Here is a 13908-nt window from a genome sequence, read left to right as displayed (position 1 = left end):
CCTTGCAACTTAGAACCCAAAAAACACAATGACTTTTACTAAAACCACAGAACAAGCATCCAAATACGAACATTTAGAAAAAATGTCCGTTCACGAACTGCTTACCAATATCAATAACGAAGACAAAACCGTTCCGCATGCCGTAGAAAAAGCTTTACCACAAATTGAAGCCCTTGTGGCACAAGTGGTAAACCAATTAAAATTAGGCGGAAGATTATTTTATATCGGCGCCGGAACCTCAGGACGCCTGGGTGTTGTGGATGCCTCTGAATGCCCTCCTACTTTCGGAGTTCCATTTGATCTGGTTAACGGAATCATTGCAGGTGGCGACACAGCTATTCGTCGTGCAGTAGAAAATGCCGAAGACAATGCCACACAAGCCTGGATTGATTTACAGGCGCATAATATTGACAAAAACGATGTTGTTATAGGCATCGCAGCTTCCGGAACCACTCCGTATGTTATTGGAGGACTGGAAAGCTGTAATCAGAATAATATTGTAACGGGTTCTATTAGCTGTAATGCCGGAAGCCCTTTGTCTTTAACAGCGCAGTTTCCTATTGACGTTGTCGTTGGACCGGAATTCGTTACCGGAAGTTCCAGAATGAAAGCCGGAACAGCCCAGAAATTAGTTTTGAATATGATTTCGACTGCAGCCATGATTAAGCTTGGAAAAGTAAAAGGCAACAAAATGGTCGATATGCAATTAAGTAATGTCAAATTGGTAGATCGTGGCGTGAAGATGATTATGGGAGAAATTCCGGTTTCCTATGAAGAAGCTTCCGATCTGTTGAAAAAACACGGAAGCGTACGAAAAGCGGTAGACAATTATAATTTATAACGAACTGTTTTAACGAACGGCAAAGTTCGCAAACCTGAAACTTGAAACCTGAAACAGCAAAAAAATGGCAACAAATAAAGAATTACTGGGAAAAGGCGTCAGATATCTAACGGGGTCGTTACCTCTTTTGTTTATTGGCCCTTCGCTGATTTATAATGCTTTTATGAACCAGCATACCAATTGGCACTATCTGGTTCTGGGAATTGGAATTGTGGCTTGTCTAAGCGCTATGTTTTTAATTTTTTACGGATTGAAAACCATGATGAAAGGGTTGTTTAATGACTAAACAACTAGCAAACCCGACAGGTTTTAAAAACCTGTCGGGTTTAAATATTCAAAGTTAAAAATTCTTTTATCCAATACAAAAATGGAAAGTTTAATACACATTCAGAAAACATTCGACAAAGTCATTTATATTGACAAAAAAATAAACAACCGGGAGTTTGAAGATTGTGTCTTTAAAAACTGTGATTTTTCCAACAGCAACTTTGCGTACAATACTTTTTTGGATTGCGAATTTATCGATTGCAACCTGTCCATGACCAGCTTGGCGGGAACAAGTTTAAAAAATGTGACTTTCAAAAACTGTAAACTCCTGGGAATTGCATTTAGTGAATGTGATGATTTTTTATTTCAGGTTTATTTTGAAGAAAGCGCTTTGGACTATGCTATCTTTTCGAACAAAAAAATGCCGAAAACCAAATTTATCAATTGTTCGGTGAGAGAAGTTACTTTTATCGGAACCAATCTGACCAGTTCGCTTTTTGATCATTGCAACCTTGAAGGTGCCATTTTTAATGAAACCCAATTAGCCGCTGTTGATTTCAGAACCGCTTATAATTATAAAATTGACCCTGAATTTAATCCGATGCGAAAGGCACAATTTTCGACTCAGGGAATTGAAGGTCTTTTAGATAAGTATGATATTAAAATTGTATAAAAAAGACAACACGTATTTGCGAATTTCTATTTCAGTAAGAAACAATTAATAATTTTAATTTGTGAAATTCGTGGCCAAAAAAACAATCATGGAAGCAACCGACTCGTATTTAGAAAGCGTTAAGAAGCAATTTTTGTATTATAAAACTTTAGGCGAAAAAGCAATGGCCCAACTGGAAGCGGAGCAGCTTTTTACAACCGTAAATGAAGACAGCAACAGTATAGCCACCATTGTAAAACACGTTTCCGGCAATATGTTATCACGCTGGACCGATTTCTTAACGACCGATGGTGAAAAAGAATGGCGTAACCGTGATGCCGAATTTGAAAACGACTTACAGTCAAAAGAAGAAGTTTTAGTACTTTGGAATAAAGGCTGGGATTGTTTCCTCAATACGCTGAACAGTTTAAAAACACAGCAGCTGTCTGAAATAATCTATATCAGAAACGAAGGTCATAGCGTTATAGAAGCAATCAATCGGCAGCTGGCGCATTATCCGTATCACGTTGGACAGATTGTTTTTTATGCGAAACAATTAAAAAAAGACGACTGGAACAGTTTATCGATTCCGAAGAATAAATCAGGAAATTACAACGCTGAAAAGTTCGCTAAGGAAAAAGAAATTAAGAACTTTACCGAAGACGAATTAAAAAGACTAAAATAATCGTTTTTGTCTGTCTGAGCGAATTCGAAGATCTAATGAAATAAAAAGTCCCTTCGGCTTCGCTCAGGGCGACCTGAAAACGAAAGCACTAGCCCTGATTGCAATGGAAATCCTTTTCATTTTTTTCTTTAAAAAATGAAAAGATTGAAATGGAAAGCAGGAATTAGCTCCTAAAAAAAATAACTTACATTAAAATGAAAAAAATTATATTCTTACTTCCGTTATTAGGATTAATGTCTTGCTACGATGCGGAACACAACTGCAAGGACTTTAAAACCGGAAAATTCAAATTTGAATTTGAAGTAAACGGCGTAAAAAAAACAACCGTTTTTGAACGTAAAGACAATATTGAAATTGAAACTTTTGACGGTAAAACCGATACTTCGACCGTACGCTGGGTAAGCGACTGCGAATACATCCTGCAGAAAAAACACCCGAAAAACATGGCAGAGGAAAAAGCAATCAGCATGAAGATTTTAACGACTTCTAAGGATTCTTATACTTTTGAGTTTGGAATGGTGGGTTCTGAGGAAAAACAACGCGGAACTGTTGTTAAAATTGAGTAAATCAGTTTAGGCATTACCTAAACCATATAAAAAGTTCCTTTTGGGAGCTTTTTTTATGCTTTTCTAAAAAATAAACGTTCGTTTTAAATCTTATAAAAAGTTTAAAGGTGTTTCTTTTACATTTCTATTTTAAGTCTTACATTACAACCTAAATCTTACGCATGAAAAATACCATTTCGCATAGAGTTGCCGACTTCCTGAAAAACTATCCGCCTTTTAGTTTTTTGCATCAGGCCGATCTTGAAAAACTATCCGAGCAAATTTCTATTGTTTATAAGGAGAAGGATGCTGTGATCTTTGCAGAAAATGAGAAGACCCATGATTCTTTTTACGTGGTGCACAAAGGTGCCGTGGCTTTAAAGAAAAATCAAAAAAACGTCGTGCTGGACATGTGTGACGAAGGGGACATTTTTGGACTGCGTCCGCTTTTGGCACAGGAAAACTATATCATGGAAGCCGTTGCCCATGAAGAAAGCATCCTGTATGCGATTCCGATAGCGGTTTTCAAACCTTACGCGCTCGAAAACAGAACGGTGGGAAATTTCCTCATTGAAAGTTATGCTTCCAATACCCGAAATCCGTATTCTGATATTCATAAAGACAAACTTTACGGCGACGATCTGGTTTCCGAATCTATGCATTCCGAAAGCCATTCCTTTGACTTACAGCCTATAAAATATTCGAAGAAAATTGTGACCTGCAGTCCGTCAACAACAGCAAGGGACGTCGCTAAAATCATGAATAAGAAAAAAGTCGGAGCGATATTGATTGTTGATGAAATGCTACCGATCGGGATTATTACCGATAAAGATCTTCGAAATAAAATTGTGACGGGTGACTATTCAATCCTGACAACCGCAGAAACTATCATGACCAAACCTGTTGTGACGTATCCTAAAAAAATGACGGTTACAGAGGCCCAGATCGCTATGATGAAAAGCAATATTAGTTATTTGTGCCTGACCAAAGACGGAACCAACAATACAAAAGCGGTTGGCATCCTGTCGAAACATGATGTTATGGTAGCCCTCGGCAATAATCCGGCTGTTTTGATAAAAGCCCTGAAAAGAGCTAAAAAACCCAAAGATATCAAACCCATTCGCGCCCGTATCATGCAGTTACTTCAGGGCTATTTGGACCAGAATATTCCAATGACACTGATTTCAAAAATCATCACCGGATTAAATGAAGCCTGTACAACCCGTGTTATCGAAATGTCAATTGAAAAAATGAGCAGTCCGCCGCCTGTGAAATTTGCCTGGCTGGCTTTGGGAAGTCAGGGACGAAGCGAACAAATGCTGCATACCGATCAGGATAATGCTATTGTTTATGAAAATGTTTCTGAAGTTTTCAGAGAGGAAACAAAGGTATATTTCCTGAAATTTGCCGCACTGGTAAACAAAGGCCTTTTTGAAATTGGTTACGATTATTGCCCTGCCGACATGATGGCTTCGAGTCCGAAATGGTGCATGAGCCTGGACGACTGGAAAAATCAGGTGCATCACTGGATTACGAATCCGGGGAAAAATGAGGTTTTGCTGTCTTTTATCTTTTTTGATTACAGCGTAACCTATGGTGATGCTGAAATAGCCAATGAACTTTCGGATGCTATTTTTGAAAACATAAAAGCAAATCCGATTTTTTATGTGCATCTCGTGAGCGGTGCTTTGCAAAGCCCTTCCCCAACGGGCTTTTTCAGACAGTTTTTAGTTGAACAGGATGGTGCCAACAAAGACAATTTCGATATTAAAAGAAGAGCCTTAATGCCGTTGACGGATGCAGCAAGGGTTTTGATTTTATCACATTCCGTAAAATCTATAAGCAATACCGCCGAACGTTTTGAAAAATTAGCCGACCTTGAACCGAATAACAGGGAATTGTATTTGTCTTGCTCATATTCGTTTAAAGCTTTATTGAAATTCCGAACCAAACAAGGCCTGCTGCACAATGATTCCGGACAATTTATCGCGTTGGAATCCTTATCCAAAATGGAAAAAATAAAGCTCAAAAGAACTTTTAAAACCATAAAGGAACTTCAGGAATTGATTACTGTGCGATTTAATATTTCAAATATCGTTTAAGTATGGGTTTATTTAATTTTTGGAAGAAAGACGAAAATCTATTCGATGCAGCTATTTCGGTTGAAGAAACCCGCTTTGTGGTTTTAGATACGGAGACCACCGGTTTTGATTACGAAACAGATCGGATATTGTGCATCGGCGCTTTAGTTCTTCAAAATGGTATTATCTCAATACAGGACAGTTTCGAAATTTATATCGAACAGGATCATTATGATAAAGCAACGGCTCAGATTCATGGTATCCTAAAAGCTTTCGTCGTTCAACGTCCAACAGAATTAGAAGCCTTACAGCAGTTTCTTTCTTTTCTGGGAGATTCGGTTATTATTGCACATCACACCATTTTTGATGTGACCATGATCAATAAAGCCTTAGAACGAAATGGTTTGCCTTTACTAACCAACAAGCGTTTAGACACTGCTATTTTATATAAAAAGACCTTAATCAAGTCGCATTTGTTTGAGCGAAAAGACCATTATACACTCGATGATCTCGCGGACAAATTTGATATTTCGAAAAAAGACCGGCACACGGCACTCGGAGATGCCTATATTACTGCCATTGCCTTTTTGAAAATTGTCAAAAAACTGAAAGAGAAGAAGGCCATTAATCTGAATTACCTTTTCAAATAGTCATTTTAAGTTTTTTTTTACAAAGCTAAAATTTACAATTAAACACCACAATTTACAATTTAGTAATACATACCTTATTATTTATTAGCAATTATAAAAAATTGGCATAACATATATTTTGTTTTTGAAGGATAGCTTTGTTAAAAATAAAAAACACAAAATACTATGAAATTTAATTTTTTAAAATCAATGGCATTGCTGGGTATTACAGGTCTTTCTGTAATCAGTTGTCAGGATGATGACAACAAGAACCCTTCTAATGATGTAAACGCTGAAATCGATTTTACATCTCATTCAAAAGTTCCTGCTTTTGTATTCGCAATGAATGGTTTCGAAAGTCTAAAAATCAGTACTCTTATTAGTAGTACCGATGTTTTACCACAATCACCTGCATTTGTTTACGGAGCTCAGCCAGATGGTGCCGGATTAATGAAAAATCCAAATGGAGAAGGTTACATTATGATTACCAATCACGAGATATTACAATCTGTTTCCAGAGTTTATCTGGATAAAACTTTCAAACCGGTAAAAGGAGATTACCTTGTTGACGGAATTGGCGGATTAACACGTTTATGTTCTGCAACTTTGGCAACACCTGAAATTCACGGATTCGGACCGATTTTCTTAACTGCCGGAGAAAGTGGTCAGGAAAGTATGGTACACGGAATTAACCCGTTAGGGTTATCTTCTGATAAAAGCAAAACCGACAGAGTTTTACCGGCTTTAGGAAAAGCAAGTATGGAAAACGCAGTTCCGTTACCAAAGGAAGCGTATCAGGGTAAAACCATCATCTTAATCGGAGAAGATCAGTCTTATGCGACTTCACATGTAAGTGCCGGACAATTGATCATGTACATGAGCAACACTGTAGGTGATTTATCAAACGGAAAATTATATGCTTTAAAAAGAACAGACGGAAATCAGGTAGAAACGACTATGACTTTAAACAATTCATACCCAGTTTCCTTTGTTGAAATTCCGGATGCTAAAAACCTGACAGGAGCTGTAATCAATACGACAGTAAATGCATTGGGAGCCATTCGTTTTTCAAGAGTGGAAGATGTTGACTACAGAAAAGGAAGCGCCAGCAACAACAGAGAAGTCTATTTTACGGCAACAGGACAGGCGACATCAAACGCTCCGGTTGACGGATACACCATGTGGGGAAGAGTTTACAAGTTGAAAATGGATGCTGCTGATCCATTAAAAGGAACTTTAGAATTAGCGGTTGAAGGTGACAGTACACCTGGAACGGGAATCATTAATCCTGATAATCTTTGTGTAACGGAAAACTACGTTTACATTCAGGAAGATGGTGACAGTTATTATGCAAATGCAAAACATGATTCTTACATCTGGCAGTATAGTATTGCATCGAAACAAAATAAACCATGGTTAAACATGAACCACAAAAGAACAGATACGGCCTGGAATACTTTATACAACCAGACTGGTGAAATGAGATTCGGAAGCTGGGAATTTGGTGCCATGCAGGATATTTCAGATTTAATTGGTGTTCCAAATACTTTTACGGTAAATATTCACCCTCACACATGGCAGCTTGACGCGTTTAAAAATGCGGATGGTTCCGGTATCAACACCAATAAAGAAGGTGGACAAACTGTTATTATCAGAGACGTACAGCGATAATAATTTCAATCTAAAATAATTTATGACCCTTATTTTTCAATAAGGGTTATTTTCTTTTTAAGTATTATGATACAATTAAAACACTTTACTTCCCTGTTGGTATTACTTTTTCTGGTTTCTTCCTGCAAAGAAAATCAGGCTGTAAAAACGACCGTTAAACAGGATTTAATCATTGATTTAAACAAATTAGATAATGAAATTATACAATTTCAAAAACTGGTTACTGAAAATAAAGCACCGGCAGCAATTGTAGAGCAGTTTAAAAAATCCCGTCTGGCGTATAAAAAAGCAGAATGGGCCATTGAATATTTCATTCCCGAAACGGCCCGTTTTATGAATGGCCCGGCGCTGGATGAAATGGAACTGGAAGAAAACAGATCTTTCGAACCGCATGGTTTTCAGGTAATGGAAGAGCTTATTTATCCGGAATACGACAGCAAAAATAAAGAAGATTTAATTCGGGAATTAAAGATTTTCATGTCGAATATCAAACAGGTAAAAAGCACTTTTGAAGTAATTGCCATCAGTAACGATTATGTACTTGATGGTATTCAACAAAATGTTTTCAGGGTGATTGCTTTGGGAATTACCGGCTTTGACAGTCCGATTTTGCAGTCTTCTATTCCGGAAGCAGGTGCTAGTTTAATTGGCATTCCGAAAGCACTCGAAAAAATCAATGCAGCCAATACAACATTGCCGGACTTAAAAAAACTGACACAGGAAGCACAAAAATATTGTACGGAAAATAATAATTTTAATTCCTTCAACAGAGCTGTTTTTATAACGCAATACCTGAATCCGATTTCAAAAAAAATAAAAGCTTTTCAGCAGGAAGAAAAAATCAAAAATGTAAAGAAAAGCAGTCCGCTTAAGCCCACTGCAATAACTTTGTTTGATAAAGATGCTTTTGATGTAAACGGATTTGTGCTGTCTGAGGATTATAATTATACTACTGATAAAGCCGTTTTGGGAGAAAAATTATTTTATGACAAAAGCCTGTCCAAAAATAGTGACCGAAGCTGTGCTACCTGCCATCATCCCGAAAAGGCTTTTACCGATGGCCTGAAAACAAATGTATCGCTAAACGGCAGTAACCTGATGAGAAACACGCCTACCCTAACCTATGCTTCGTTACAGAATGCACAATTTTGGGATATGCGTCAATTGGATTTAGAAAAACAAAGTGTTGATGTAATCGAAAATACAGACGAAATGCATGGCTCCCTGAAAAACATTCACGCTCAGGTTTTACTGGATGCTGCTTATATCAAACTTTTCAAAAAAGCCTATTCTAAAACGGCCAAACCGGAAGCCTGGCAAATTCAAAATGCCATTGCCAGTTACGTAAGATCGCTAAACGCTTTTGATTCCAGATTTGACGATTATATTAGGGGACGGGAAAACAAACTGACCGATCAGGAAATTGAGGGAATGAATCTTTTTATGGGAAAGGCAAAATGCGCCACTTGTCACTTTACCCCTTTATTTAACGGAACTGTTCCGCCCAATTATGCCAAAACCGAACATGAAGTGATCGGAACTCCGAAAGACGCCTCCGGAAAAGCACTTAGCCCGGATACCGGCCGTTATTTATACAATAAAATGCCGCAGCTAATTGGGGCTTTCAAAACACCAACCGTTCGAAATAGTGCTGTTACAGGACCTTACATGCACAATGGCGTTTTTAAAACTCTTGAGGAAGTAGTTGATTTTTACAATAAAGGTGGAGGAAAAGGTTTAGGATACGCGGTAGACAACCAAACACTACCTTTTGATGCCCTAAAGCTTAATAAAAAAGAAGAGCAGGCACTGGTTGCTTTTATGAAAACCCTGACGGATAAAAGATATCAGAAGAATTAATTTTTTTCTCGCAGATTTTGCAGATTAAGCAGATTTTTTTTAATGATCCGCTGAATCTGCTAAATCTGCGAGAGAATTTAATCGCAAAGTGAAAACAATGACTAATTTTTTCCCGCAGATTGAGCAGATCTGGCAGATTTTTTTTTAAATAGATCCGCTGAATCTGCTAAATCTGCGAGAGACTTTAATCGCAAAGTGAAAACAATGACTAATTTTTTCCCGCAAATTGAGCAGATTTTGCAGATTTTTTTTAAAATGATCCGCTGAATCTGCTAAATCTGCGAGAGAATTTAATCGCAAAGATTTTGAATAGCCTCCTGCTTTAGCTGGAGGTATTGAATTTATTTTCAGATCACTTAATGATTTTTTCCCGCAGATTTAGCAGATTGGGCAGATTTTCTCTTAAAATAGATTTACTGAATCTGCAAAATCTGCGAGAGACTTTTAATCGCAAAACTTTTGTTTATAATAAAGCTATTCCTTAATCAGCCTGCTACTAAAAACCTTGTTCTTATCATCCACAAACTTTAGAATATAAATCCCTTTTTGCAAATTTGAAATATTCACCTCGCCATCAAAATTTTCTGTGATATTTTTTACCACTGTCCCTTTAATGTCATAAATTTTCATTGTCTTGATAGTACCTCTATGTTTTACCCTGAAAGTATCCTTCACAGGATTAGGATAAACAGTTGTGTTACTGGTAAGGTCAAAATCATCAACTCCTAAACTTACGCCACACACAATTTCAACCGGAACCCTTCTTTCAAGTCCCGAAGGAACGCCTAACTGTCTGTAGAAGTTTTGCCCCCATCCCCAGAGAGAGCCATCTTTTTTAATGACAAGTGTATGCACAGAGCCTGTATTAATGCTTTGCCAGTCGTTAGCCTCTTCCAGCTTAGCGGGTACGCGTCCGTAATTTTTTGTTCCATTCCCTAATTGTCCGTAGTAATTATCTCCCCACAACCAAATTGTTCCATCTGTTTTCATTGCAACACCGTGGTAGGCTCCCGCACTAATGCTGCTCCAGTCGGTATCAGTTCCTATCGGAGCAGGTACTCGCCTCGTTTCTACAAGAGTACCATCTCCTAACTCATAGTTAGAATTACTTCCCCAGGCCCAAAGCGTGCCATTGGTTTTTATGGCAAGAGTAAAATAATATCCTCCTGTGACGGTTTGCCAGTCAGTAGCACTTCCTACCTGAAGCGGGAATTTTTGATCTGTATAGGTATTATTCCCCAATTGACCTGCCCAGTTATATCCCCATGTCCAAAGCGTACCATCGGTTTTAATGGCCATCACATGACCATCACCCGTAGAAATAGTTCGCCAATTCGTATCTATCCCCAGCTTTTTGGGTATACTTCCATTAATCGTTGTTCCGTCTCCCAATTGACCGTAATTATTTCTTCCCCATGCACATAAAGTGCCATCTGCTTTAAGTGCAATAGTATGATATGTTCCCGCGCTAACGAAAGTCCAATTGGTATCACTTCCTATTTTTGTGGGTACCGTTACATTCGTGGTTGTGCCATTCCCTAACTGACCATAAGTATTACTTCCCCATGTCCATAATGTGCCATCTTTTTTTATAGCAATAGAATAACTTCCGCCTGCAGCAATTTTCTCCCAATCTGTATCTGTTCTTATTTGTCGCGGTACACTTTTATTTACTATGGTTCCGTCTCCCAATTGGCCTGCCCAGTTATCCCCCCAAGTCCAAAGCGTACCATCATATTTTAAGGCAATAGTATGTCCTACGCCACCATCAATACTTTTCCAGCACTGACCAAAAATTTGCAAACTCAAACAAATAAATAATAGTGTAAATATTCTTTTCATATTTTATATTTAGAGATATCAATCCATTTCAAAACTTCACCAACTTACATGATTATGAAGTCTTAAAAAAAGCTCCTGAAAAGGAGCTCTTCTTTATTATTCTAAAACCAGTCCGATCTGGCCGTCGTCGTCTAATTCGGTTTCCACTGAATCATCCTCTTCTAATTCCGGTTTTTCCGGAACTTCTTCAACGGGTTCTTCATACGGCAATGGATCCAGTAAATTGACTTGTTTTAACTTATCGGCTGTCAGTTGATTTCCTAAAGCCTTAAAGCCTTTTACAGCAATAAAATCCTCCACATCTATATGTAAATCTTCTTTCTGGACTCCTTTTACTTTGGCGAAAATTAATTGCGCCACCGGACGGTAATCTGTCGATACGATTTCTAATTGCGAATTCGGATGTTCTGTAATAAAGCTCTCTTCTTTTTCGGTTTCCACCAGAAAACGTTTCAGGTAATAGCGCTCTTTTTCACCATCAAAATAAATGGCCGAGATTGGTTTCTTCGGATTGAATTTCTCCAGAACAATCATATCTTCATCAAAATGAGTCGATAATTCCGGGATGATAACCTTCAGTTTTCCGCTTTGGTTGATGACTAAGATTTTATCACTTGGCTTAAATTCACCCAATAATTCCCCTCTGGCATCCACATTTAAACGTTTTACGGTATCATCAAACCAGACTTTTCTTGGCAGTAATGTCGAAATTCCTTTTTCTTTCAGTTCGATTTTCTTGATCGGATATTTAGTAACCAGATTTCCTTTTGAAGCACGTCCTTTAATCGCTAATTTGGCGAAATCAATATCGAATTTCAATTTCTTGATCGTTCCGACCTGACGTAATAAAATCGTGATTACTTCTGCTTCTCCATTCGGATTATGCGAAAAATAAACCACTTGCGAACCGGCCGTTTCATTTGTCAGATCATAGGGTTTATCACGTGTTACACCCGAAACATTGAAACGTTTGATATAAGAAGGCCCGGATTTTCCGTCACGGTACATCATGTTGTAAATGGTACGCTTATCGCTTTTATCAAAAATAGCGACATGTATAATATCCTTGCCCACAAACGTTTTGGCATCGACTTTTGTCACCAGCATTTTTCCGTCACGCAAAAACACAATCACATCATCAATATCAGAACAATCGGTCAGGTATTCGTCTTTTTTAAGACTGGTTCCAACGAAACCTTCTTCACGATTAACGTATAGTTTGGTGTTACGCAGCACTACTTTTGTAGCTTCAACATTATCAAAAACACGAAGCTCCGTCTGGCGTTCGCGGCCTTTTCCGTACTTCTCTTTTAATCTGGTAAAATAAGCAATGGCAAAATCTGTTAAATTTGCTAGATGATGCTCTACTTCTTTCATTTCGTCTTCTAACTTCGCGATAAAATCATCGGCTTTGTCAGAGTCAAAACGGGTAATACGAATCATCGGAATCTGAGTCAGTCTTTGTAAATCCTCGTCAATAATTTCTCTTACGAATGATTTTTTGAAAGGCTCAAAGCGGTCATACATGTATTTGTAAAGCGCTTCCCTGTCGGAATACAATTTGAAATCAATATACATTTCTTCACGAATGAAGATTTTCTCTAATGTAGAGAAATGCCATTTGTTTTTTAATTCCTCTAATTGGATTTCTAATTCCTGACGAAGCAAATCAACCGTTCTGTGTGTCGAAATTTTCAACATTTCAGAAACTCCGATAAACAATGGTTTATTGTCTTCAATCACACAGCCTAAAGGCGCAACAGAAGTTTCGCAGGCGGTAAAAGCAAACAAAGCGTCAATTGTTTTGTCCGGAGAAACACCCGGAAAAAGATGGATTAAAATCTCAACATCCGCAGCTGTATTGTCTTCAATTTTCTTTATTTTGATTTTACCTTTATCGTTGGCTTTCAAAATACTGTCAATCAAAGTCGTAGTATTGGTCGAAAACGGAATTTGCGTAATGACCAGTGTATTTTTGTCTAATTGGGCAATTTTAGCACGCACACGCACACGTCCGCCACGAAGTCCGTCATTATAATTAGATACGTCGGCAATACCCTGTGTCATGAAATCAGGATATAGCGTAAAGGCTTTTCCTTTTAAAATCTTGATCGAAGCATCAATTAACTCATTGAAGTTGTGTGGTAAAACTTTAGTCGAAAGTCCCACTGCAATTCCCTCAGCTCCCTGTGCCAGAAGCAACGGAAACTTAACCGGAAGATTGTTGGGTTCTGCACGACGACCATCGTAAGAAACACCCCAATCGGTAATTTTTGGAGAATATAAAACCTCCAGGGCAAATTTAGATAAACGTGCCTCAATGTAACGAGAAGCCGCAGCTCCGTCACCCGTTAAGATATTTCCCCAGTTTCCCTGGCAGTCAATCAATAAATCTTTTTGACCAATTTGTACCATTGCATCTCCAATACTCGCATCTCCGTGTGGGTGATACTGCATGGTGTGACCTACAACATTGGCCACTTTATTATAACGACCATCATCTAATTCTTTCAAAGAGTGCATGATACGACGCTGAACTGGTTTAAAACCGTCCTCAATCGCCGGAACTGCACGTTCTAAAATTACATACGAAGCATAATCTAAGAACCAGTCTTTGTACATACCCGTTACTTTTGTAATAACGTCTTCTCCTTCTTCTTCCTGATTTTCGTAAAAATGCTGTCCTTCAAAATTTTTAGCATCTACGTTGATAATTTCATCATCCTCTCCGTCCTGATTTTCATCAAGTTGATTCTCCTCTGAATTATTTTCGTCGTCGTTTGGAATTATGTTATCGTCTTCTTCGTCTTTCATTTATTTATATTCGAAAATTAT

General features: G+C 38.0%; 11 protein-coding genes. 9 read left to right on the top strand and 2 right to left on the bottom strand.

All coding sequences use genetic code 11. The features are described from left to right. Positions 1-28 precede the first annotated feature (28 nt). The 9 genes from murQ (at position 29) to EV142_RS21285 (ending at position 9231) form a co-directional block, all read left to right on the top strand. The gene (gene murQ, locus EV142_RS21325; protein ID WP_132037867.1) at positions 29-841 is read left to right on the top strand and encodes an N-acetylmuramic acid 6-phosphate etherase; all 813 of its coding nucleotides are present in this window, start codon (positions 29-31) and stop codon (positions 839-841) included. 64 nt (positions 842-905) lie between these two features. After that, positions 906-1127 carry a DUF6095 family protein gene (locus tag EV142_RS21320; protein ID WP_132037866.1) on the top strand — a complete coding sequence of 74 codons (222 nt, stop codon included), beginning with the start codon at positions 906-908 and terminating at the stop codon, positions 1125-1127. An 81-nt stretch (positions 1128-1208) separates the two neighbouring features. Further along, a complete protein-coding gene (locus EV142_RS21315) occupies positions 1209-1781 on the top strand; it encodes a pentapeptide repeat-containing protein (protein WP_132037865.1) in 573 nt (190 codons plus the stop codon). A gap of 88 nt (positions 1782-1869) precedes the next feature. Further along, on the top strand, positions 1870-2445 hold the full coding sequence (locus EV142_RS21310; RefSeq protein WP_132037864.1) for a DUF1572 family protein: 576 nt from the start codon (positions 1870-1872) through the stop codon (positions 2443-2445). Positions 2446-2639: 194 nt separating this feature from the next. Then, positions 2640-3011, top strand: coding sequence for a DNA topoisomerase IV (locus EV142_RS21305; RefSeq protein WP_132037863.1), 372 nt, complete (start codon positions 2640-2642; stop codon positions 3009-3011). Positions 3012-3172: 161 nt separating this feature from the next. Then, positions 3173-5092 (top strand): DUF294 nucleotidyltransferase-like domain-containing protein, encoded by a 1920-nt coding sequence (locus tag EV142_RS21300; RefSeq protein ID WP_132037862.1) that lies wholly within the window; start codon positions 3173-3175, stop codon positions 5090-5092. A 2-nt stretch (positions 5093-5094) separates the two neighbouring features. Then, entirely contained in the window at positions 5095-5721 is a 627-nt protein-coding gene (locus EV142_RS21295) for a 3'-5' exonuclease (RefSeq protein WP_132037861.1), read from the top strand. A 165-nt stretch (positions 5722-5886) separates the two neighbouring features. After that, the gene (locus EV142_RS21290) at positions 5887-7371 is read left to right on the top strand and encodes an alkaline phosphatase PhoX (protein ID WP_132037860.1); all 1485 of its coding nucleotides are present in this window, start codon (positions 5887-5889) and stop codon (positions 7369-7371) included. Positions 7372-7437: 66 nt separating this feature from the next. Then, positions 7438-9231 carry a cytochrome-c peroxidase gene (locus tag EV142_RS21285; RefSeq protein WP_132037859.1) on the top strand — a complete coding sequence of 598 codons (1794 nt, stop codon included), beginning with the start codon at positions 7438-7440 and terminating at the stop codon, positions 9229-9231. Positions 9232-9705: 474 nt separating this feature from the next. Here EV142_RS21285 and EV142_RS21280 read toward each other — a convergent pair whose 3' ends face one another. Together EV142_RS21280 and EV142_RS21275 are read right to left on the bottom strand one after the other, a co-directional pair. Beyond that, positions 9706-11073 (bottom strand): RCC1 domain-containing protein, encoded by a 1368-nt coding sequence (locus EV142_RS21280; RefSeq protein ID WP_132037858.1) that lies wholly within the window; start codon positions 11071-11073, stop codon positions 9706-9708. Positions 11074-11169: 96 nt separating this feature from the next. Then, positions 11170-13887: a DNA gyrase/topoisomerase IV subunit A gene (locus EV142_RS21275; RefSeq protein ID WP_132037857.1), complete on the bottom strand. Its 2718-nt coding sequence runs from the start codon at positions 13885-13887 to the stop codon at positions 11170-11172. Positions 13888-13908: the final 21 nt, after the last annotated feature.

It is taken from the genome of Flavobacterium circumlabens (genome assembly GCF_004345565.1).
Classification (GTDB): Bacteria; Bacteroidota; Bacteroidia; order Flavobacteriales; family Flavobacteriaceae; genus Flavobacterium; species Flavobacterium circumlabens.
The sequence above is the reverse complement of the archived record's forward strand: the minus strand, read 5'-3'. Positions and strand labels throughout refer to the sequence as shown.

Coding starts and splice junctions, on each gene's coding strand:
- murQ (WP_132037867.1), top strand. CDS start 29: ATGACTTTTACTAAAACCACAGAACAAGCATCCAAATACGAACATTTA.
- EV142_RS21320 (WP_132037866.1), top strand. CDS start 906: ATGGCAACAAATAAAGAATTACTGGGAAAAGGCGTCAGATATCTAACG.
- EV142_RS21315 (WP_132037865.1), top strand. CDS start 1,209: ATGGAAAGTTTAATACACATTCAGAAAACATTCGACAAAGTCATTTAT.
- EV142_RS21310 (WP_132037864.1), top strand. CDS start 1,870: ATGGAAGCAACCGACTCGTATTTAGAAAGCGTTAAGAAGCAATTTTTG.
- EV142_RS21305 (WP_132037863.1), top strand. CDS start 2,640: ATGAAAAAAATTATATTCTTACTTCCGTTATTAGGATTAATGTCTTGC.
- EV142_RS21300 (WP_132037862.1), top strand. CDS start 3,173: ATGAAAAATACCATTTCGCATAGAGTTGCCGACTTCCTGAAAAACTAT.
- EV142_RS21295 (WP_132037861.1), top strand. CDS start 5,095: ATGGGTTTATTTAATTTTTGGAAGAAAGACGAAAATCTATTCGATGCA.
- EV142_RS21290 (WP_132037860.1), top strand. CDS start 5,887: ATGAAATTTAATTTTTTAAAATCAATGGCATTGCTGGGTATTACAGGT.
- EV142_RS21285 (WP_132037859.1), top strand. CDS start 7,438: ATGATACAATTAAAACACTTTACTTCCCTGTTGGTATTACTTTTTCTG.
- EV142_RS21280 (WP_132037858.1), bottom strand. CDS start 11,073: ATGAAAAGAATATTTACACTATTATTTATTTGTTTGAGTTTGCAAATT.
- EV142_RS21275 (WP_132037857.1), bottom strand. CDS start 13,887: ATGAAAGACGAAGAAGACGATAACATAATTCCAAACGACGACGAAAAT.